This is a genomic window from Streptococcus parasanguinis (assembly GCF_031582885.1).
In the GTDB taxonomy this organism is placed as follows: domain Bacteria; phylum Bacillota; class Bacilli; order Lactobacillales; family Streptococcaceae; genus Streptococcus; species Streptococcus parasanguinis_M.
The window spans coordinates 1,222,615-1,244,579 of sequence record NZ_CP133988.1 but is presented as its reverse complement, the minus strand read 5'-3'; the positions used below and the strand labels follow the sequence as shown (position 1 = coordinate 1,244,579).

At 39.4% G+C, this 21,965-nt stretch carries 20 protein-coding genes and 1 pseudogene; 8 read left to right on the top strand and 13 right to left on the bottom strand.

Annotated elements, in window-relative coordinates; translation table 11 throughout:
- Positions 1-13 precede the first annotated feature (13 nt).
- Positions 14-2,176 (bottom strand): alpha-galactosidase, encoded by a 2,163-nt coding sequence (locus RDV49_RS05850; RefSeq protein ID WP_037607955.1) that lies wholly within the window; start codon positions 2,174-2,176, stop codon positions 14-16.
- A gap of 161 nt (positions 2,177-2,337) precedes the next feature.
- Between RDV49_RS05850 and RDV49_RS05845 the strand changes: the two genes are divergently transcribed.
- From RDV49_RS05845 to birA, 3 genes are all read left to right on the top strand, one after another.
- The gene (locus tag RDV49_RS05845; protein ID WP_003007829.1) at positions 2,338-3,171 is read left to right on the top strand and encodes an AraC family transcriptional regulator; all 834 of its coding nucleotides are present in this window, start codon (positions 2,338-2,340) and stop codon (positions 3,169-3,171) included.
- A 67-nt stretch (positions 3,172-3,238) separates the two neighbouring features.
- Entirely contained in the window at positions 3,239-4,246 is a 1,008-nt protein-coding gene (locus RDV49_RS05840; protein ID WP_003007830.1) for a LacI family DNA-binding transcriptional regulator, read from the top strand.
- Positions 4,247-4,254: 8 nt separating this feature from the next.
- Positions 4,255-5,196 carry a bifunctional biotin--[acetyl-CoA-carboxylase] ligase/biotin operon repressor BirA gene (birA, locus tag RDV49_RS05835; protein WP_003007831.1) on the top strand — a complete coding sequence of 314 codons (942 nt, stop codon included), beginning with the start codon at positions 4,255-4,257 and terminating at the stop codon, positions 5,194-5,196.
- Positions 5,197-6,340: 1,144 nt separating this feature from the next.
- Here birA and RDV49_RS05830 read toward each other — a convergent pair.
- The 5 genes from RDV49_RS05830 to RDV49_RS05810 all read right to left on the bottom strand — a co-directional run bounded on the left by RDV49_RS05830 (position 6,341) and on the right by RDV49_RS05810 (position 8,534).
- Positions 6,341-6,739 (bottom strand): hypothetical protein, encoded by a 399-nt coding sequence (locus RDV49_RS05830; protein ID WP_003007833.1) that lies wholly within the window; start codon positions 6,737-6,739, stop codon positions 6,341-6,343.
- A 291-nt stretch (positions 6,740-7,030) separates the two neighbouring features.
- Entirely contained in the window at positions 7,031-7,393 is a 363-nt protein-coding gene (locus tag RDV49_RS05825; protein WP_003007834.1) for a hypothetical protein, read from the bottom strand.
- Positions 7,394-7,591: 198 nt separating this feature from the next.
- Positions 7,592-7,795, bottom strand: coding sequence for a CsbD family protein (locus RDV49_RS05820; protein ID WP_021153476.1), 204 nt, complete (start codon positions 7,793-7,795; stop codon positions 7,592-7,594).
- Positions 7,796-7,925: 130 nt separating this feature from the next.
- Positions 7,926-8,126: a CsbD family protein gene (locus RDV49_RS05815; protein WP_031573741.1), complete on the bottom strand. Its 201-nt coding sequence runs from the start codon at positions 8,124-8,126 to the stop codon at positions 7,926-7,928.
- 168 nt (positions 8,127-8,294) lie between these two features.
- Positions 8,295-8,534 carry a GlsB/YeaQ/YmgE family stress response membrane protein gene (locus RDV49_RS05810; protein WP_003007835.1) on the bottom strand — a complete coding sequence of 80 codons (240 nt, stop codon included), beginning with the start codon at positions 8,532-8,534 and terminating at the stop codon, positions 8,295-8,297.
- Between the two features lie 653 nt (positions 8,535-9,187).
- On the opposite strand from RDV49_RS05810, the gene RDV49_RS05805 reads away from it, so the two are divergent.
- From RDV49_RS05805 to RDV49_RS05795, 3 genes and pseudogenes are all read left to right on the top strand, one after another.
- Positions 9,188-9,676 carry a hypothetical protein gene (locus RDV49_RS05805; RefSeq protein WP_003010649.1) on the top strand — a complete coding sequence of 163 codons (489 nt, stop codon included), beginning with the start codon at positions 9,188-9,190 and terminating at the stop codon, positions 9,674-9,676.
- Between the two features lie 92 nt (positions 9,677-9,768).
- Positions 9,769-10,203: pseudogene (locus tag RDV49_RS05800) on the top strand (diacylglycerol/lipid kinase family protein); the annotation flags it as partial.
- Between the two features lie 1,471 nt (positions 10,204-11,674).
- Positions 11,675-11,881, top strand: coding sequence for a hypothetical protein (locus tag RDV49_RS05795; protein ID WP_037608378.1), 207 nt, complete (start codon positions 11,675-11,677; stop codon positions 11,879-11,881).
- 1,400 nt (positions 11,882-13,281) lie between these two features.
- Here the strand turns inward: RDV49_RS05795 and RDV49_RS05790 are convergent.
- Together RDV49_RS05790 and RDV49_RS05785 are read right to left on the bottom strand one after the other, a co-directional pair.
- Positions 13,282-13,581, bottom strand: a complete 300-nt coding sequence (locus RDV49_RS05790) for a type II toxin-antitoxin system RelE family toxin (protein WP_003007839.1) — start codon at positions 13,579-13,581, stop codon at positions 13,282-13,284.
- Positions 13,578-13,826: a type II toxin-antitoxin system RelB/DinJ family antitoxin gene (locus RDV49_RS05785; RefSeq protein ID WP_003007840.1), complete on the bottom strand. Its 249-nt coding sequence runs from the start codon at positions 13,824-13,826 to the stop codon at positions 13,578-13,580. Before RDV49_RS05785 ends, RDV49_RS05790 begins: the two co-directional genes overlap by 4 nt.
- Positions 13,827-14,467: 641 nt before the next feature.
- On the opposite strand from RDV49_RS05785, the gene RDV49_RS05780 reads away from it, so the two are divergent.
- Positions 14,468-15,571 carry an ABC transporter permease gene (locus RDV49_RS05780; protein WP_003007841.1) on the top strand — a complete coding sequence of 368 codons (1,104 nt, stop codon included), beginning with the start codon at positions 14,468-14,470 and terminating at the stop codon, positions 15,569-15,571.
- Between the two features lies 1 nt (position 15,572).
- A complete protein-coding gene (locus RDV49_RS05775) occupies positions 15,573-16,262 on the top strand; it encodes an ABC transporter ATP-binding protein (RefSeq protein ID WP_037607957.1) in 690 nt (229 codons plus the stop codon).
- A 184-nt stretch (positions 16,263-16,446) separates the two neighbouring features.
- Here RDV49_RS05775 and RDV49_RS05770 read toward each other — a convergent pair whose 3' ends face one another.
- The 5 genes from RDV49_RS05770 to RDV49_RS05750 form a co-directional block, all read right to left on the bottom strand.
- Positions 16,447-17,772, bottom strand: coding sequence for a sensor histidine kinase (locus tag RDV49_RS05770; protein WP_003007843.1), 1,326 nt, complete (start codon positions 17,770-17,772; stop codon positions 16,447-16,449).
- Positions 17,769-18,422, bottom strand: a complete 654-nt coding sequence (locus RDV49_RS05765; protein ID WP_003007844.1) for a response regulator transcription factor — start codon at positions 18,420-18,422, stop codon at positions 17,769-17,771. Before RDV49_RS05765 ends, RDV49_RS05770 begins: the two co-directional genes overlap by 4 nt.
- Before the next feature lie 70 nt (positions 18,423-18,492).
- Entirely contained in the window at positions 18,493-19,869 is a 1,377-nt protein-coding gene (locus RDV49_RS05760) for an ABC transporter permease (RefSeq protein ID WP_003007845.1), read from the bottom strand.
- Positions 19,870-19,881: 12 nt separating this feature from the next.
- Complete coding sequence (locus RDV49_RS05755) at positions 19,882-20,523, bottom strand: ABC transporter ATP-binding protein (RefSeq protein WP_003007846.1); 642 nt, start codon at positions 20,521-20,523, stop codon at positions 19,882-19,884.
- Positions 20,524-20,529: 6 nt separating this feature from the next.
- Positions 20,530-21,792, bottom strand: a complete 1,263-nt coding sequence (locus tag RDV49_RS05750; protein WP_037607959.1) for an ABC transporter permease — start codon at positions 21,790-21,792, stop codon at positions 20,530-20,532.
- Between the last annotated feature and the right edge of the window lie 173 nt (positions 21,793-21,965).

Below are 21,965 nucleotides of genomic sequence, written 5' to 3'. Positions count from 1 at the left end.
TGGCTGTCTCCTTTTATTTTTTGACAAAAACATATTGTTTGCTGAGGAAATCTCCCTGAGGAAGAATGACGGTTAAGCCAGCATACATGAGCTCGGCTCCTGAATAGACTTGATCCGTCCCTTCTAAGCGATAGAGCGCATCTTCTTCCAACCCTTTGAGTTTCAGGGTCGGCTCGATCTCCTCAACCGTTGATAAGACCCGTACATAGGTTACAACCGTGCGGTCTTGATAAGTGAACTGGACGGCTGCTTGATTGCTACCTTGGCTTGGATTGATCAAGCGGTAGTGTTTTCCGAACTGAACAAGTAGTCGAATCGTTTTGTAATGAGCGACTTGAGCTGCAATCCTATCCAACTCTTCTTGCGGAAGACTGGTTAGATCCAATTCATAGCCCAGATTTCCCATCATAGCTACATGACCTCGCGTTTCAAGTGGTGTCATCCGTCCCATCTGGTGATTTGGAACAGCTGATACGTGAGCCCCCATAGAAATGGTAGGATAGAGGTAGCTAGAACCGTACTGGATCGGAAGTCTGGCAATGGCATCCGTATTGTCACTTGCCCAGACCTGAGGGAAGTAACGCATCATACCGAGGTCATTACGGCCACCACCTCCGGAGCAGGACTCAAAGAGGATGTTCTCGTACTTCTCTGTTAAGTAAGAAACCACTTCATAGAGACCCAAGATATAAGCATGGGATTGCATCTTGGTTTCAAGGTAGGTTTTACCATTTCCAAGTTTAGTGATATTGCGGTTCATATCCCATTTGATATAGTCGATCTCATGATTTCCAAGTAAGTCATCCAAGACCTGTTTGATATAAGCCACTACTTCTTTATTTGCGAAATCGAGTACTAGTTGATTCCGTGAATAGGTGTGTTCATAGCCTGGGACTTGAATAGCCCAATCCGGATGAGCCCGATAGAGGTCGCTATCAACAGAAATCATTTCTGGCTCCACCCAAAGGCCAAATTGAAGCCCCTTGTCGTGGATGCCTTGGATCAATTCTGCTAGAGTGCCTCCTAATTTTTCTTCATTGACAGTCCAGTCACCGAGAGCCCGATTATCATCATAGCGATTGCCAAACCAGCCATCATCAAGAACAAAGAGTTCGATTCCCACTTTTTGAGCCTCATCTGCCAGCTCCAATAATTTTTCTTTCTTGAAATCAAAGTAGGTGGCTTCCCAGTTGTTGATAAGAATCGGGCGTTCTTTGTGGGCAAAGGGGCTAGGAATAATATGGTTTTGGACAAATGCTTGACTTTCTTGACTGAGACCGGTCAATCCCTTATGGGAGTAGCTGATCATGGCCACTGGCGTATCAAAGCTCTGATTTGGAGCCAACTCCCAGGAGAAGTTTTCTGGATTGATTCCCAAGCCAACCCGAATTTCATTGAGTTGATTCTTTTGAACAAATCCTTCAAAATTCCCACTGTAGAGCAGTTGGAAGGCAAGGGCAGAGCCGGCATCTTCGGTCACTTCATGCTCAGCAAGAATGAGGGCTGGGGTCTGCGCGTGTCCAGAAGCACCACGGTTGGAGCTGATGGAGAAGATTCCTTGCTCTACTTGCTGACGGCGGACTGTTTTTTCTCTCGCATAAGCCCCTTGAAGGGTGATGACATCATAGTCACCTGCTGGGACATCGGCCAACACACTGAGGGCCTTGTGGATCACGACGGTTTCATCACTCCAGTTTTCAATCTTTAAAAAGCTGGTGATGGTTGCCCGATCCTCGTAAGCCGTGTAATAGAGGGTTAACCGAAGGGCCGCTTGATCATCTTCAAAAACCAAGGCCAAGGTTTCAGCGCTATCTACTGTATGGGGATTGGGAAGACCAGACGCTTCAACACTGCCAGAGTAGATATTGGCTCCGACATAGAGGAAATCCGTCACCTCTGTGGCACCGTGCTGGATTTGAATAGACGGCTTTCGAAAATCTCCAAGCCCGTGCTGTCCTAAAATCTGACGCTGGGTATCCAAGCTGAAGGTCCGATTGTCAGGTGTTGGATTTCCAGAGAAAGCATGATCCTTCTCATGCACCGTATTGGAAAAATGATAAGACGGGATCGGACATCCCAGATGCTTGAGCATTAGGTAGCCATCTCGATTTTCAAGGATCAGGCTCAGTCCCTTACTTTCTACATAGAACAAATTTTGTTCGATACGAATTGCCATATCTTCCTCCATTGGACCCGAAAAAATATCACTATGTATTTTTAATTTCAGTTCCAATAACTTTCTTTTTTAGCATGTCTTTATTTTACTTGATGTATACGCTTACTAAAATAGAATTTTGTTGGACATATATGGTAAAATGTTAGGTAGGAGGTTTACCGATGTTAGTCTTTTCTGAATACCAAACCGATACCATTGACCTAGCCCTTGATTTTTATGGCTACGAAGATTGCCCGAAGAACTATGAATTTGGCCCTAGCGTCCGAGATAATTTTGTTCTGCATTTTATTACCAAGGGAAAGGGAGTCTTCCACTTCAATAAAAAAGAAATCCACCTAGAGGCTGGGGATCTCTTTCTCCTCCCTAAAAATATAGTGACCTACTACAAGGCCGATGCCGAAGAACCTTGGTCCTACTACTGGATTGGCATCAGTGGCACCAAGGTGAGTGATTTCATGCGTTTTTCAACCCTGCATGAAAAAGGTTTTCTAAAGAAAACAGAGGTGGTAACAGAAAAGATCGGCCAGTTTATGGAGCGACTCGTCCACAAGGCAGAGGCTTCGAAAATGACTTCTCACTACCAACTCCACCTTCTCTCGCAGATCTATGAACTCCTTTATCTCATTGGGGAAATAGCTCCCAACGTACAAAAGAGCTATCTCTCTCCAACCTATCAGCTCTATCTGACCTGCAAGCATGTGATTGAGACGCATTACGGTAAAGAACACTTGAGTATTCAAGAAATCGCTGATGACCTCAATGTTCATCGCTCCTATCTGACAACTGTCTTTAAGGAGTTTCACCAGATCTCTCCCAAGGAATTCTTGCACTCTGTCCGCATGCAGCGTGCCCAACAGTTACTGACCAATACGGACGAAAGCATTAAGATTGTAGCTTACTCGGTGGGCTTTTCAGATCCCCTCTATTTTTCAAAAGCCTTTAAGGCCTATAGCCAACTGACTCCTAGCCAATATCGCAGCAAACATAAAATTTAGTAAAATTTTATTTCTTTTTACTAGTTTTTAGAGTATACTGGAAGTAGAAATCAATAAAGGATGAACTATGGCAACGATTAAAGACATTGCGGAAAAAGCAGGCGTTTCTCAGGCAACGGTTTCTCGTGTCCTCAACCAGGATGCGACCTTATCGGTCAGTGAAGACACGCGCAGTCGGATTCTTCGCATCGCCGAGGACCTGCATTACCAAAAGAAAAGCCGCAAAACAGCGCCTCAACCAGTTGAGGATTTTCATAAAATCGTCATTTTTGAATGGTACACGCGCGAAGAAGAATTAGATGACCTCTACTACTATGCCATTCGGATGGGGTTAGAAAAACAAGCCCAGGAATTAGGCTATGAGATCTTTCGTATCTTCAATAATGACGATTGGTCCTTGATTCAAGAGGCAGACGGCATCGTCGCTCTTGGGAAATTCAGTCCTAAGACCATTCGAGATCTAGAAAGCTACAGCAAACCCCTGATTTTTGTCGATAGCAATACCCTCTATTTAGGGCATTCCTGTGTGACGACCGATCTAGAAGATTCTGTCATCACCGCTCTCGAGTATTTCCTTGAGCACGGCCACAAGGAGATCGGGCTCTTGGTCGGGCAGGAAGAGACAGCAGATGCGACACCACTTCAGATGGATCCCCGTCAACGGACCTTTCAACAGTTTCTCACGGAAAAAAGACTTTATGAGGAGCGCTTTGTCTCTGTTGGTCAATTCTCAACTGAGTCAGGTTATCAGATGATGGAGCAGCTGATTCAAGACTTGGGCGACGACTTACCAACTGCCTTTTTCATGGCCAGTGATGCCTTGGCTGTCGGAGCCCTTCGCTCTCTTCAGGAGCACCAAATCGCAATTCCTGATCGTGTCAGTATCATTTCCTTCAATGATACATCGATTGCTAAGTATGTCTTTCCTGCCCTTTCTACAGTGACCGTCTACACAGAAGAAATGGGCAAGCAAGCCATTCAGCTGTTGCGACAAACCTTTCAGGGGGCTCAACCAAGTGTTCCCTATATGGTCAAATTAGCCACTAAACTGACGATTCGAGACAGCAGTCGCTAGGAGGTCTTATGAAAACACACGAAATCCTCTTTCAAACCCTTTCTCAGGCAGCTGATTATGTCAACGGGGAGCAGCTGGCAAAAGAACTAGGTGTTTCCCGCACCTCTATCTGGAAGGCCATCCAACGACTAGAAAAAGATGGGGTCGTCATCGAATCCCTCAAAAAGAAGGGCTACAAACTGGTCTCAGGCGATATTCTGCTTCCTGAAGTGATCGCAAAAAATACCCAATTGACCGTTTCCTTGAATGAAGAATGTAGCTCCACCCAATTGGACGCCAAATTAGGCATAGAAACCCATCAAGACGGCAAGGCGCTCTATCTGGCCAATTCGCAGTCCGCTGGAAAGGGCCGCTTTGGTCGTGACTACTACTGCCCCGATCAAGGGGGCATCTATATGTCCCTTCACCTCAAGCCACAATTGCCCCCTGCAGAGCTCCCACCATATACCCTCATGGTAGCTGGAGCCATCTATAAGGCCATTAAAAACCTGACCCTGATCGATATCGATATCAAGTGGGTCAACGATATTTACTACCGCCATAAAAAAATTGGGGGAATCCTCACCGAGGCTATCACCTCGATCGAGACTGGTCTCGTCACGGATGTCATTATCGGAGTCGGTCTTAATTTAGCCATCCCTACTTTTCCAGAAGAGCTAGAAAGCAAGGCTGGTTCCTTATTTGAAGGGCCTTGTCCCATCACCCGCAATGACCTCATCAGTGAGATCTGGAAGGAATTCTTCCAAACGGATGTCGATGAACTGGTCTACCTCTATAAAGAGCGCTCCCTGGTTTTAGGCCGAACTGTCACTTTTGAGCAGAACCAACAGACCTATCAAGGCCTCGCCAAAGATATCTCTGATACTGGCCAACTCTTGGTCCAATTAGACAAGCAAGAAGAAATCTGGCTCAATAGCGGAGAAATCTCCCTCAAGCAGTGGAATCTATAAAACAGAGCTCACAACTCACAAAAGAGTCTGGAACAAAACGCTGTCTCAGACTCTTTTGTGTGAAGAAATATCAAAAATTTTTAAACCAATTCTTGATAAATTCTAAGCATATATCCAGTAAGAATTTGATAAATAATAATACTATTCCAATCTTCACAAACATGTAATATTTAAATGTGGTGTCATCAAATTCACTCACAGGAATCGGAAAGGTGAAGATATTAGACGGATTGATAAGAAAATATAGTGAGATACAAATAGATAAAACCAACGCCACTATAAAAATTTTTTTATGTATTTGCATTTTTTACCCTACCCTTTCTTGTTTTACAACATTAAATACCAATCACCAATTTTATATAGCCTGATTCATTCTTTTCCTCCTCTTTCTAACAGGCTATTTTATAGTTCTTACACCTTAATCATATACAAATTTCAAAATAATACAAGTCTGTTTTTCTAATTATTTTTATGGTATAATAATAAAGTTGGAGTGATAAATAAAAGCTCAGCAACTATCTTAGTAAACTCTATAAAATTAACTTTTTAGATAACAGCGTGATATATTTAAGCTACTAAACAGTTCAATTCAGTATGTTTTTTGCCCTACTTTTTAATCATGATATTGAAAATACCTAAAAGCGCCTTCCGAAATTCAATTAAATTTCAACATTTTTAATTACTCTCAATATGAAAGTTCTTTCCAAATCCATGCAGGGGGCATCTAAATCAACAGGAAAAAGCCTTGGTAACCAAGGCTTTTTGGCTTGTCATTTTGTTTTTTGTACCAAATAATTATAAAAGTTTTCTAACGTTATCAAATTCTTCACTTATTTTCTCTTGTAGTGTATGACCATATACTGCTCTTCTTCTATAGCCTGAGACTCCTTTGATGAAAATAAATCCGCAGAAAAAGTAAATGCTTCTAGTAAAACAATATCTGCTCATACTGTTTTATTACATTCTTGGGTATGTAATAATACCAGCTCCAATTAAAAAAAGATTAATAAATAGCAATACAATTATTTTAATGTATTTAATTCTCATACCTATATTCTGATCCTCCTTTTCTTATCAAGAAGTTTTCAAAAATATAATTATCAATATACTAATAACTAAATTTAAAGAGAGTTTTTCAACTCTCTTATTTTCTTATCTCACATAAATATTTCACATGTCCAGGCTCATCAAATTCATTTTTCTCAATAGCATACGCCACATTTGTATCCTTATTGAGAAATAGTATCATAGAATATGGTGCCATGAAGCTTGCTTTCTCTTCTAAAAACCAAGAATCAAAACACTGGTCTCCTTCGTACAACACGATTCTTTCATATTCATCTACATCATCACCTTCTGAAAGTCGTGCTCTTACTTCAAAATTAGCGCTAGGTTCTTTTCTCAAGATATCCCCAATCCAATAAGTTGCTTGTTGAAGCGAATAGAAATCAGCAATCCCCCAACGGAAGTACTCTCCCATTTTTTCTTCTACAAATTCAAAATCTTCAGTGGTGTCCATATCTCTAAAACTTGTTATTCTCATATAGTATTCTCACTTTCTATTTATACAACTTGTTTCTATTTTACAGCAAGCAACAAGGCTAGCTTGTTATTTAAAGGATCTTTCTTAGTTGTAGTAATTTGATTCAAATCCTTATATAAATTTATTATATCAAATTTATGTAATTTTGTCAATTTTGTCAGATTTAGTACACACTAGGATAACTGAGAGTCAAATCTTGACCTAGGAGATACACAATATAAAAACGCTTAATCCCTTTGTATAGGATAAGCGTTAAATGACAAGAGCAAAAGAAAAGATTAATTATTGTGGTCAATTTTCATCTAAATCCTTCAGTGCCTTCTTATAAGCCTCACTATTTTTCTTATAATAATCACGCTCTACACCAGAGATATCTACAGTAAAGACGCCATCTTCATATGTATAACTTGTTGTACGGTTTAACATTTGCGAGCCCATTAACTCAATTTTTTCATTCTTTCGATCAATTACAAAGTTGTCAGCAACACTACTATCAAGTATCCCTTTATTTCCTGAGATAGTAAATGCTCGTTCATTTCTAGATTCACTAACCCAATAATATTCCCCATCCAAAGTCTGATTTCTTTGATTAGAGCATGAAATTAAAGGCATACTCAAAATCGTTAAAAATAGTAGAATCAATATTTTATTCATTGTAATACCTCCTTAATTGTTAATGTTATAACAAAATACCATTACAGGAATACTACGAAACTATCTATGATAACAGCAATTTTTAAAAATGTCTGTTACAATAGCAAATTAATCTCACAAAATCAAAAACGCACTCTATTCTCCATAGTGGAGCTAATTAGAATGCGTCATTAGGGACTAAAAGATGACTATTATCAACTATTTATCGTCACCTTTAATCATATTTTTAACGCCTTCGATTGCTCCTTCAACAGCATCTTTTGCGTCTTCTGCGACTTCTTTAACTTTAGAAACTACTTTTTCAGCAGCCCCTTCTTTCTCTGTTTTCTTATCACCAGTCAATTTACCGAATCCTTCTTTGACTGCACCTTTTGCTTGGTTTACTTTTTCTTCTGTAGACATACTATTACCTCCATTATAATTTATTTATTCTAAGAATAATTTTTACTCGAATTAAATCTGGTTGTCATTTAACCTATTATAAAAAACAAGTTACATTATGACCACTTACCATCTTTTATCTTGACAACTATTAATCGTCACCTTTAATCATATTTTTAACACCTTCGATTGCTCCTTCAACAGCATCTTTTGCGTCTTCTGCGACTTCTTTAACTTTAGAAACTACTTTTTCAGCAGCTCCTTCTTTCTCTGTTTTCTTATCGCCAGTCAATTTACCGAATCCTTCTTTGACTGCGCCTTTTGCTTGGTTTACTTTTTCTTCTGTAGACATACTATTACCTCCATCTGTTGTAATATATTTTATTTTATATCAACTGCATCTTTTACTTAGTTGCCTTTTTCTTCTGTGATTTCAAAATATGGAATCTTTTCATAAATAGAATCAAATCATAATCTTTTCCTGTTATAAAGATTATGATCTATTTTTGAAAAAAGAAATTTATTCCTTCTTCCCTAAGAAGAATGAAACTACACAAACAACAATGACAGCTCCCGCAATTGAAGGAAGTAATGCCATACCTGCTAAAGATGGGCCCCAAGTGCCCAAAAGGGATTGTCCAACTGATGAACCAATTAAACCTGCTAAAACATTAGCAATGATACCCATTGAACCACCTTTTTTAGTAATTCCTCCTGCAATGAGACCAATAAGGCCTCCTACAATAATAGACCATAGCATAATGGGCCACCTTTCTAAATCAAAGAATATTTATTTAAATATTATCTATCTCCATTGATTAATAATATTATCAATTTGGATTGATAAAATAAATAGTAGAATTTTAGCTAAAATCTTATTTCGGATATTTTTTCCAAAATATTTTTCTATGATTAATATAACTATAAACCTTTACCCAAACAAAGTCAACTAAAATGCTTGAGTATTTTTAAAAAGCATAAATATTCTTACACGACAATAAACCTTTATATAGTAAGATTGTTTGCGTTTTCACAACATTTTAATTTATGTTAATTTATATATTCATTTGTTTATATATCTATAAAAGCGTGTTTATTTTTGTTTGTTTTCTATATTATTTATTCTATCTCGATCGCCAATATAATGAATAAAAAAATAACTTTATTGTATTTTATGTTTAATTTAAGATGATATATCAGTCTCTATTCGATAGAAATTTGAGCTTTTTTAAAAAAAATTTTTAAAATACTATATTTTATAGAGAATTTTTTATAAAATTTGACGTATACTTTTATAAAATGTATAATATTTATATGTAAGCCTTTCCAAGTTAATTTGACTTTTAGCTTCCATTCCAAGAGTGTCTATTCATGACACTCTAATATTTTATTTAGAGAAATTTGGAGATTATTATGGATTTTAGAGAAATATTGGTTCAACCAGAGCATTCAAAATTAAGCAGCTTCAATACTCAACTTGAAGGTTTTGAAAAACTTTTTAGAGATAAGGACTTATTAGACATCCGAGAAGATTTAACCAAAATTAATAAAGATGAAGTCATCGCTCTTTGTTCAGAAATAAAAGGATATAAATCTGGCTTTCTGGATACATTATCTTTAATTGCTTCAGAGTCTAATATAGAGAATTATAGGGATGTCTTTGAAGAGTTATGGACTGAGTATGAATTTGATAATCGTATCGATGACTTACTTGATCGTTACCCGTATACAAACGTTGAAGAACGGATTGATTATAAATTGTTAGAAGAGTATGGAACAACCTCACGCGAAGAGGTAGCCAGAATGATTATCGAGGATTTAGATACTTCATCAGATGGAGAGGCTAAAAAACTATTCCTTCAAGAGTTTCTCTCTATGCAAAAGAGAGAAAATGATAACTAATAATCTTTAATATCTTCATTACCATTTTTTCAGTGTATTAAGAGGAAAAGTTAATAACATGGCATTATTTTTGTGTTCAAATTTTTCAAAATATAGAAAATAAAACAAAATTTGGGATCTTCGCATATGCATTAAATACAATGAAGTCAATCATAAAAGACGATGTGTTTAATATTCATATTGAAACTTAAAATGGAAGTTATAACGGTGAGGCCAGTCAAGTCTTAGTCTTATTATCCAACTATTACGCTGATAAAAAACTATTTGACGAAAATAAAGATGGATATGGAAATATCTTAATTTTAAAAGATGCCTCCATCCTTTCTAAACTATCTGCAATTCCAGATTTGTTAAAAGGAGATGTTGTGTCAAATGATCACATCGAATATATTAAAGCAAAAAATATTAGAATTTCTTCTGATACTGAGTTAGAATCAGATGTTGACGGTGATAAATCAGATAAACTTCCAGTCAAGATTAAAATACTTGGAAATCATATCGAAGTATACTCATTACCAAAAGAATAATTTATTTTTTCTAATAAAAATCTAAGCGACAAAAAAGAGACTAGCGCATAGTCTCCTTTTTTACTATATAATAGTTAATAAATTTCAAAAATTAATTATAAGAAATTGACTAATTTTATAATTGCTCACGACATAAGATGTTGTTAGATACTTTTACTTTCTAAAAAACCTTTTGCCTATCCAAATATGAATAAGGCTTCTTATCCTCCACCACACATTCTAAACATTCAATTCTAAGATAACCAAAAAATGTTTTTAGCTAATCATTGTCAATTATGTACTTTATTTAAGTGAAAACTAAAAATTTTTCAATTGTACATTCATACAAAAACACGGCTCATGAATCATGGTCGTGTTATATTTTACTTAAGCTAGTTAGCTAGTTCTCTTAGTTAATATTTACTTACCTTTTATTTGCTTTAAGTCCTTTATCTCTTTTAGAATACTAAAAATATAGAAACTAAATAGAACTATACATAAAAAAGATATAACAAAGAAACCAAACGGAAGTTTTCTTCCCATACCAGCTACTACTCCAAGGGATAAAATACCGATAGCCATTACGGAAATTATGAGGATAAACCACAAGTAAATCATGTAAAACTTATAAAGATAACAAAAGGACTTATTTTTTTGTTTAGGCTTATCCTTCCATTTTAAATAAAAGAAATAAGGTGTATTAATAATTAAAATAAATAAAAATCTCATCTCTAGCACAACTTTTTACTTTCTATTTTGGATTTCCCACAAGATCTCCCAACTTCCAAATACCAAGCCAAAAAGAAATTGTTAGCATGATAAAGAATATAAGGAACATATTATCGACTAGATTTTTACTCATCAAGCATAGTTCTCTAGCTATATAAGGAGACACGGGAAACAAAATGCACTGTACTATAGTAATTATTTTTTTCATGATTCATTAATAATACTGTCACATATGATACAATATACTCCTTTCTAGGAAGAATTCTTATTATTCCTATCTTTATTATAGGCCTGCAGTAATTCGGATTCAATTTTTTATATGTGAAAGTAGTTTCAGAATAATTTACAAAACAAAAATAAAATACACTTTTTAAAGAATGTATTTTATGCTTCTAAATTAGTTGTATCAATGGTTTAGCTTTAGTTTAGTCAATTGTACATAAATTTTTAGTTTTTCTTTAGTAATTTATTCTTGTTCTTCAACACTTAAATTAGAAGAATTGAATAAATCCTGTAAACTATAAATTTTACTTTCTTCAAGAACAACTCGCTTAGTCTGGAGTTTTGCATCATGAGATTTTGGTGGTGTGCCAAACTTTGCGCAAAGGCAAGAGACGTCGAAGCGAGACTAAAAGTTAAGATACCTGTAGAAATAGCAACTACAAAAAATTTAGTAGTTTTTATGAGCTTTTCTCCTTTCTTATTTGTATCCGCTTACATTTTATTATATAATGTTATTATAGCAAAGAAAGAAGGTGTTATTATGTTAAAAAAATATTTTTCAAAATATAAATGGACTGATTTATTTTGGATTCTATTTGTGATTTTAACATGCATCTATATAGGAAACCGTGATTTGCTTCCTCTTAATCATCAAGAATTCTCTCTTCGTGGTAGTTTCTGGGGATTTGTACTTGCATTATATCACTTACTATTCATTGATAAATTTGTTATCTCTAATCGGAAGTAAAACGATACTAGGTAAAAACTCAATTTCAGGAGAAAATAAAGTAAATCTCCCCACAATAAAACGCATAGTATCAAGGTTCTTCAAAACCTAATATTATGCGTTTTTTGATCCTAAAGACTTTTCCCTATTCTTGTTTATTTTGTTGTTGATTATCTTTATTTGAAGGCTATCGTTCATATCTGAGGCACTGTGACACTATAAACTAGGTCAGTCTCATAGAAGAAGACGAAAAGCCAACCGATAAAAGCGTTAAGACACGCCAACGATTTTTATCACTTTATCCATTTACTACCCCCTTTCACTATTTAATAGTTAATTTAGACGATGCAAAAATGTGAAAAAAGACAAATGTTTATCTTTCTAAACGGATTAAGTTTTCCCACTTTTAATTGCTTTAATAGTGTTGGAAGCTTTTTTTAATACTTCGTCATGATTGGATAAGCAACAGCCAGCTGCAGCTTATTGGAGCTCTCACGATGAAACATTATTGTTAGAAACTAAAAAAGCTGGTGGCAACGGTTGTTTTCTAAAAAATAGCCGTCAATTAGTAGAACATATTGAAATGTTGTTTTGTAAAATTTAAAAGAAGAAAGATTTGATGCCCCCCAATATCATCATGTTTCAACGTAACTTTAATTTTCTTTGAATAATTTCCTAAAACCAATCTGACTTTTTCGGTACAAGCCATTTGTCAAATCTTTTGTTAAACATTTACATTCTTTTTTACACTATCAATGGTTATTGGAATTAGCAAACAAAAAACGGCAATCAGCATTCACTAAATTACCGTTTTTTATTTAAATTCTATTACTATTAACTACCTAAAAATATTAGGTAAATTACTATTAATTACCCTGAGGCCATCGTTTATATATTGACCCAAAACGTCAAATCCGTTATAAATTCCGTTATAAATAAAGAGTCCTAAAATTATAGATGAAATAATAATACTTGCACAAATAAAATATGTACGATTTTTTTCATTCATAATATCGATTATCTCCTAAGTTAGTATAGACTAATAGTTCCGTTTTGATTAAATGGGACTCTATAATAAGTTTTGCCTCCAACAGTACCTCCAAAATTAAAACCAGCTCCTAACAACTCTGCTTTAATTTGACCTGAAGCATTACTATTTACAGCTTAAGAATTGATAATTATAGTTTGCACATTGGAATCATCCACTTTCTTATATAAATATTAATTAGTTACGGTAATTTTTTATTCTAAAAATTTTATCTTTAGTAACAACTTTTTCTTATTTTATTATACTTTAATTTGAATGAAATTCCATTTTTTATATGTGAAAGTAGTTCCAGTTTTCTTATCTCATTTACTTTTAATTTCTTGAATATGTTAGTAGGTGTTTCTTTCTTTTATGCAGGTTGGTTAAAATAGCTTCATCTGTTTTTTATACGTTTTTCAGAAATTGTATAAATTTCGTTATCACTTCTCTTACCAATAGCAATGACTTCAATAATTTCAATTGCATTGACAGTTTCATGAAAAACAATTCTCAGGCCCAATTTTTTGTGTTTTAACTTCCTGTAACCTGCTAAATTACCGTGAAGAGCCTCTCCGGCAAGCATCCCTTGATTTTCTAACTTGATAAGTGACTTTTTAACATGAAGACGTTGACTATTATCTAATTTATAAAAATCATCTTGCGCTTCAGGAATCAATTCAACTTTATAACTCAATCCCAACCGTCCTCTACATTTTCCAAACCTTCACGCCAATTTGAACCAAGAAATTCATCGACAGTTAAATTTTTTCGTGCTTCAAGTTCAAATGGAATTTTACGATCACGTCTGATTTTATTGAAATATAAATTAATTGCTGTAGTATAGTCAAGCCCAATCTCCTTCAAGACCTCACCAACTTCCTGTTTTAATTCAGAGTCAATACTTAGATTCAATCTTGCTTTTGTAGTTGTAATAGCCATTTAAATCACCTCATCTTTTTGTGTACATTATACACAAAAAAACAGATTTTTTCAAACTATTTTTTCTCATTGAGAATTTTTTTGTATAAATTATCAAAAATTAATGTTGAAATAATTATTTTGGAACATTTTAAAATGAAATGATTAAGATATTTCATCAGAAACACCAACAGCCCCAACCGTTGGGGCTGTTTTTTTGCTTATTGTTCCACTTTCTGAAAAAGATATGTTTTTCGGAAACATATAATTATAAACTTTATAAACTTATATGTTCATAAAATTGAAGTTTATTTGTACCAAGTTGTATTTCAAATCACTTTTATTCGAAGAAAGATTTTAATAAAACCCCTCAATTTCAAGCTTCTATTGCTATTTTCTTCTACACTAAAATGAAGGATTTCATGCAGGGGGCATCTAAATCAACAGGAAAAAGCCTTGAAATCAAAGCTTTTTTGTTTGTCTATAGCATATCTCTTTTTTGTATATATTAACAATTAATAATTAATAATTGAGAAACAAATCCGATTCCTTCATACTCCCCAAACACCATCCCCCTATTCTCCCCCCACTTGTGGTATGATGGTAGAGTATGTTTAGGTGCCAAGCTACTTGAGCACCTCCGTGCTAAAAGGAGAACGAATATGAAAATCGCATGGAATGAAATTAAATACCAGCCCAAGAAGTTTATCCTGATTGAACTCCTCATTACCATTCTCATGTTTATGGTGGTGTTCTTGTCCGGTCTGACAAATGGACTGGGGCGGTCGGTATCGGCCCAAATCGATAACTATGGGTCGCTGCACTACATCCTTTCGACGGATTCAGAAGGGATTATCCCCTTTTCAACTATTACGGTGAAGGATTTAGATGAGGTCCAAAAGATAGAGGGAATGGGCTATTCGGGTTTGTCCATCCAGCGGGCAACCGTCTCAAAAACAGAGGATTCCAATACTCTGGATATCACCTACTTCGCGACCGATCACAACGAAGAAGAGATCCTCAATCCAATCATGGAAGGTACAGACCTCAAGATCTCCGACCTAAAGAAAAACGAGGTCATTTTGGACAGTTCTTTCAAAGAGGATGAAGGGATCCAAGTCGGCGATCAAGTGATCGACAAAACTTCTAAGCAAAAACTCAAGGTCGTGGCCTTCGCGAAAAATGCCAAATACGGCTACAGCGAGATTGGTTTTATCAGCTCGGATACCTACACAGGCATGCGACAAAAAACAGATCCAAGCTATCAATGGCAAGCCCAAACCCTTGTGACTAAGAAAAACATCCCTTCTAACGATCTAGCCAGCAACTTAATGGTGGCGGATAAGAAGCAAGTGATCGATAAAATCCCTGGCTACAAGGCTCAAAACCTGACGCTACGGATGATCACGTGGGTTCTCTTACTCGCTTCTTCTGCTATCCTTGGGGTCTTCTTCTATATCCTCACCCTGCAGAAGTTGAAACAGTACGGTATCTTGAAGGCTATTGGCATGTCCATGAGCCAGATTACCTATGTCCAACTATCCCAGCTCACCATCATCTCCCTCATTGGAGTGCTGCTGGGGCTTGGCTTGGCAACCATAATGGCGCCATTTTTACCTAATAGCGTCCCTTCCTTTATGACCCTGAAGGACAATCTCACCATCTCGGTTAGCTTTATCCTAACTTCTATTTTGTGTGGTGCCTTGTCCCTTGTTAAAATCAAAAAAGTAGATCCAATCGAAGTCATTGGTGGAAATGGAGAATAAGATGGCCATTATCGAATTAGAAAATATCAGAAAATCTTACGCCGATGGCAACCAGATGCACCATGTCCTCAACCAGCTTAATTTAAGCGTCGAACCCAACGAATTCGTCGCCATCTTGGGCCCTTCAGGATCTGGTAAATCCACGCTTTTAGCCATCGCTGGCTTGCTTTTGTCAGCAGATGAGGGGCAGATTCGTATCGCTGGCCAAGACTTGACCGGCCTCAACCAAGGCCAATGGACGCAAAAACGGCTGGAATTGCTCGGCTTTATCTTTCAAGATCACCAGCTCCTCTCCTATATGAAAATCGGTGACCAGTTAGAACTGGTGGCCAAATTAAAAGGGGAAAAGGACAAGAAAAAACGCCAAGAGGAAGTCAAAGCCTTGTTGGCAGATCTGGGTATCGAAGCTTGTTACCACCAATACCCAAATCAGATGTCCGGTGGACAAAAGCAACGGGCAGCCATTGCTCGAGCCTTCATCGGAAATCCACAGGTCATCTTAGCCGATGAACCAACGGCTAGCCTAGACCCAGATCGAGGGCAAGAAATCGCCCAATTAATCCGAAAAGAAGTCAAATCCAAAAACAAGAGCGCCATCATGGTGACCCATGACCGCTCTATCCTGACCTATGTGGATACCATTTATGAATTAAAACACGGCCAGTTACTAAAGGTAGAAAAGGTTGATTAAATACAAGAGAGTGGGACAGAAATCGGTAATTCGTTAGAATTCGATTTCGTCGTCCCACCTCCGCACAGTTGAGTAGGGCTGTAAAAGCTGATGAAATCAGCGTAGTAGAGCCCACTCAACCACTGCGTCTTGCTAAACAATCCAAAAATAATTGAAAGGCTAGGACTTTTGTCCCAGCCTCTTTTTATTCTTGTGGCTCCTTGGGCAGTTCCATACGGAAGCGCAAGCCCATAGCCGTTTTGTCAAATTGGTAGGCCAGTTCCTCATGGTCTAGCAAGTGTTGGACCACGAAGAGTCCCAAGCCACCTTCCTTCTTCTGGTGGCTAGCGGTCATAGGCAGCTCAGCGGTCTCTACCATTTCCTGGCTGGTATTTTCAACCGCCAAGTGCGTCCCTTCCTCTTCGAGCCGGAGCTGGATCTCTCCACCGGCATCCGAATGCTTAACGGCATTGCTGATGACATTTGAGAGGACCAATTTCAGAATCGCTGGGTCCATATAGACTGCTTTGTCAGGGATCTGATTATCAATCGTGAGCGCGCGGGATTGAGCCAAGACCTTGTACTGGTCGAGGATCTGCTCTACGACCTGATCCAACTGGATCCATTCCTTGTCTCCGGCCAATTCTTGGACAGAGGACAGGGACAGGATTTCTAGGACGATCTGGTTCATCTCATCGACGATATCGAGGGAGACCGACAGATAGCGGTCCCGGTCCTTGTAGCGGCCGATCTTATCCCGCATATTTTCTAGGATAATCTTCAAGCTGGCCAGAGGCGTCTTGAGCTCATGCGAGGCCCCACGTAGAAATTCGACCTTCATCTGCTCCAATTTCAGATTTTCCTGTTTCTGCTGCTCCAGATTGTCGATCACTTCTAGGAGATGATGATAGAGGTCGTTGATCTGTTGCTTGAGGACGCCGATCTCATCCTGCGAATGAATGGGAAGACTGGCCGTCCGATCCAAACGCTTCATCCGCTTGGTCATCTGCTTGATCTCCAGGATCGGAGCAGAAATCATGCGGGCATAGAGATAGGAGGCAAGGAGTGACAGAACAAAGGAAGCCAGAAGACTATAGGGAAGAAAGCCCAGACTGATGTCCCGCGCTTCCTTTTGCGAATCGACGGTCGCTAAGAATTGCAAGGTTAAGTCTTTCCCTTCCTTGGTCTGAATCTTTCGCTCTTCAATGACCAGGGAATTGTTCTGGCTGTCAGGGTTCAGGAGCAGGTCATCCTTGACCTCTATGGCATTTTGTTTTTGCTTTCCTTTGATAGACACCTTGATATCATTGGTCTTGGAATAAAGGTCGATGACCGACTCAATGGTCCCTTCTTCCTGGCCCTGGAAACTCTTGGCCAGGGCTTGCGATTTCTTCAAAATTGTCTGGCGCTGGGACTCGATATAGGTCGATGGAAAAATAAAGTAAACCGAAGCATGGAGAAGGATGACTAAGCTACTAAAAAGGGCAAAGGTGATCAGAAAGATTTTTGCAAAGATACTCCGTTTGGTCATGGTCTCTCCAATTTATAGCCGACATTGCGTACCGTAACGATACAGTCCAGCTCTAGTTTTTTTCGTAGTTCCTTGATATAGACATCGATCACCCGGTCAAAAGGAATCTCCTCCGTCTCCTTCCAGACGGCATCGAGGATCTGAGAGCGGGTCCGGGCCTTGCCCTCATGCTGGAGCAAGTATTCCAAGATTTCCAACTCCTTGGCATTCATGGAGATGGCTTGCCCAGCTAGGCTGGCTGTATAACTCTCAAAATCCACCCGTGCCTCTCCATAGGTGAAGACCCGTGAAGGCTGGAGCTTTTTAAAAATGGCTTCGATACGGACCTTCAAGAGGGACAAGGAGAAGGGTTTTTCCAGGTAGCCATCTGCCATCTCTCCAAAGGCCGTCAACTTATAGTCCTCATCATGAAAGGCCGTCAGCATGAGGACAGGGACTGAACTGGTCTTGCGAATAGTCTTGAGGACTTCCAAGCCATTGAGGATAGGAAGCTGGATGTCCAGCAAGACTAGATCCGGCGCTTCTCTGTGAAAGAGGTACAGGGCCTCCTGCCCATCGCCTGCTTCAAAGACCTCATAGCCACATTCCATGAGATAGTCGCTCATCCCTTCTCGAATCAGGACTTCATCTTCTACGATTAGTATCTTCATACACTTTCCTTTTTATCTAAGAAACTTCTACCTCCTATTATACCCTATTTCTATTTTAGGAAACAATCTCTTATTCGACATCCACCAAAAGTTCCTTTGGTTTCTTATGCAAGAGCCATTGTGAAGAAAGGATGGATACGAGAATCAAGAGGAGCCCACCGACCAAAACAATCACCAGCAATTGGCTCGGTTGGATGTCCATATGGAGATCTGTCAGGGTCTTACTGAAGCTTTCCGCCTCAGCTCCTCCACCAAGGTTGGCTGCAGAGGATTCTTGAGCCATTTGTTTGGCAATGCCACTGGTTACGTTTTTAAGCACCGTATCTCCGACTCCTTTGGCAAGAAGACCTGCGACTCCATAGGAAAGGAGGAAGGCTGGAATGGAGATCATGACCAATTCTGCCACGAATTGTCCTGCAATCTGTACCTTGGAGAGCCCCAGAGCCAGCAAGATTCCCACTTCTCTGCGACGGGCATTGAGCCACAAGATAAGGAGAAGGGTGAGAAGCAAGCTAGCAAAGATGAGGCTACCGATAAACAAGTAGTCCGCCACTTGGAACATGCTGCTGATGGATTTTTGCAAGGCCGGGTAGTTGGAAGAGCTCTTAACCAAGTCAAAGTAATTCCATGGGATATCCAAGGCTTTGATTTTTTCGATCAATTGATCCAGGTCCTGATCCCCCTTGGCAAAGAAGGTTGCATCCTCATAGGTAGCTGTTTGGACAGTATTGCCATAGAGTTTAGCAGCTGTATCCAGGTCAGAAATGAGGGTATCTTCATACAATTCTTGGGCGTAAGTTAGAGGAGCTTGGTTCTTCCCTGAGAACAGACCCTTAATGGTCACTTCGACAGTTTCATTGGCCCCTTTTTCATTGTCAGCATCGTAGAGGTTAGACTTGAGACGCACCTTATCGCCTACCTTGAGGCCATTCTTTTTCGCCAAATCTTCGTGCATGAGGATTTGGTTTTTGTCCTTATTCGTCAGGTGCTCCCCTTGGACCAGCTTGTAGGCTCCAGAGACAAACTTATCTTCTTTAGAAGAGTCATTGACCCCTGTCACCATCAAGGTATTCTTGAAGTGCTTGGCCCGCTCTGGAGATTGATTTTGCAGGGTTTCTTCGGTCTCAATGATCTCGTGGTCTAGGATATCCGCGATGGCATTGATCCGCTTGATGGAGGAGGTGATCCCCTCTACCTGGCTGATTTTTTCGATATCCTCTCCTCTGAGATTCCCAGCTCCCCGAGGGGTTCCCGGATTGGTCCGTCGGTTGATCTGCATGGAGAAGCTATTGGTAATGGATCCCAGGCTTTCCGATGAAGCTTTTTGGGTCGCTCCCTTCATGGAGAGTCCGATCAAGCTCAAGGTCCCCATGAGGAGAATGATGGCAAAGAGCAAGAGGGACTTGGGCCATTTACGTGTGATATAAGCAAAAGCATTGCGCAACATAACATTCCCTCCTTACTTACTCTTCTCAACGAGGCTACGGCGACTCAATTCCAAGATCACATCGGAGGCCTCTGCCACTTCCTTACTGTGGGTGACGACGATGACACATTTTTGGCGCTCCTTGGCCAATTTCTTCAAAATGGCAATGATATCACCCGCTGTCTGTTCATCTAAGTTTCCTGTCGGCTCATCTGCCAAGATGACTGGTGCTTCTGAAACGAGCGCACGCGCAATAGCCACCCGTTGCTGCTGCCCTCCGGATAGTTGGAGGACATTGCGTTTGATTTGCGTTTCATCCAATCCCAATTCCAAGAGAATGTCTTTCCCAGCATGTTTGTTGACCAGGCGGACATTTTCAAGTGGCGTCAAATAATCAATCAGATTGTAATTCTGAAAGACTAGGGAAACATGGTGCTTGCGGTGGTAGCTAGACCCTTTGGTCTGAATGTCCTCCCCATCAAAGAGAACCTGCCCCTTCTTAGGATTGTCTAGACCAGCCAGGAGGGAGAGAAGGGTTGATTTCCCAGTTCCTGACTGACCAATAATACTGTAAAAGGTCCCATTTTCGAACTGATAGTTCACATCTGAGAGGATCTCTTCTTGGTAACTTTGATAGCTATAGGCTACATGTTTGAGTTCTAACATAGGTGTCATTTCTCCTTAACTCATTTTTGTTAATATTTCTTTTGGGGTCTTGCGCCAAATCATGCTGGTAGTTACACCGAGCGACAAAAGGATCAAGCACAAGAGGCTAGCATAGGCGATTCCTAAGGAAAGGCCTTGAGGGATTTGGTTGAGCAAGTCTAGGGTCTGCTGTTGACCTGTCTGTCCGACAAACTGCTCTAAGAAACGATGGCTGACCATCCGTCCGATGAGAAAGGCTGGGATCACCGCTAGTAAGGATACCAGCACCACCTCCAAGAGGAACTGTCTAAAGATCCGGCCCTTGCTCTTCCCAATGGATAAGAGCACCCCGATTTCATGGATCCGCTCCCGTGTCCAGAGACTGAGTAAGAGCGATAGGGCACCGGCTCCAGTCACTAGGAGGACGATCATCATGATCCGTACCAGGCCTTCTAAGGTCTGAGAGGATTCCTTCATCTGGTCAAAGGCCTTGCGATCTTCGACCACGCGCAGCGATTGCCAATCCAGATCCAAGCTTTTAACTTGCTTCAAGAGGGCATCTATTTTCTCAGGATCTTTGACTCCAAAGGTGACCTGGGTCACTTCTTGCTGACTGAGACCTAGGAGCTTGGTCGCATCCTCATAAGGGAGATAGACTTGGTTTTCACTCAGATCAGAGGTCATTCCTGTGAATTTTTCCTGTTTCTTACCCGAAAAGATCCCAACGATTTCAAAGGTTTGCTCTTTGGCAGGAGTCTCTCCCATCTGAAAGCTGGATAAGGTCAAGGAATCTCCGACCTTTAGCTTGTTCTTCTTAGCCAACTCTTGGTGGATCAAGATCTGGCCGCGAGCCTTATCAGATAACTGCTTGCCTTGCACCAGTTGGAAACTGCCACTGCGGAAATCCAGGTGCTGGTCTGTCTTCTGGGTAAAGACAGCGCCTAGTGCTTGCTTTGCTTCCTGACCCAGATCATCCCGCTCTACCGACTGCTGCCCCGTCACCGCTTCTTTATCAAGAATGCGAACGGGACTTTCATATTGAGGAACCATGGCTCCAACCCCAGCTAGTCGCTGCACCTTTTCAGCCTCCTTCAGCGCAAAGGGAGCATTCCCCTGCTTACTGGTCAGGGCAAAGCTGGTCCCAGCCGACTGCTTGATATGGTCCTCCAACCTTTCTCCCACTTGCATCAGTGAAAAACAGAAATACAAGCAAGAGAGGATCAAGAGGAGAATCAGAAAGAGGACCAGATTCCTCGTTCTTTTTCGAGAAATATAGGCGATTGCCTGTTGTAAGAGCATGATCTTACCCTCCATTTCAAGGTCCACAGTGATGCAATGTGGACGCTTTCATCATTTGTTGCTTTCATTATAGAGGAGAAATGTGAAATGTTTATGAAATAGAAAAAATTTCCTAGAAAAATCTAGGAAAGCTGAGCAGTCGTTCAGAGTTACTTCATCTATCGCCATAGAAA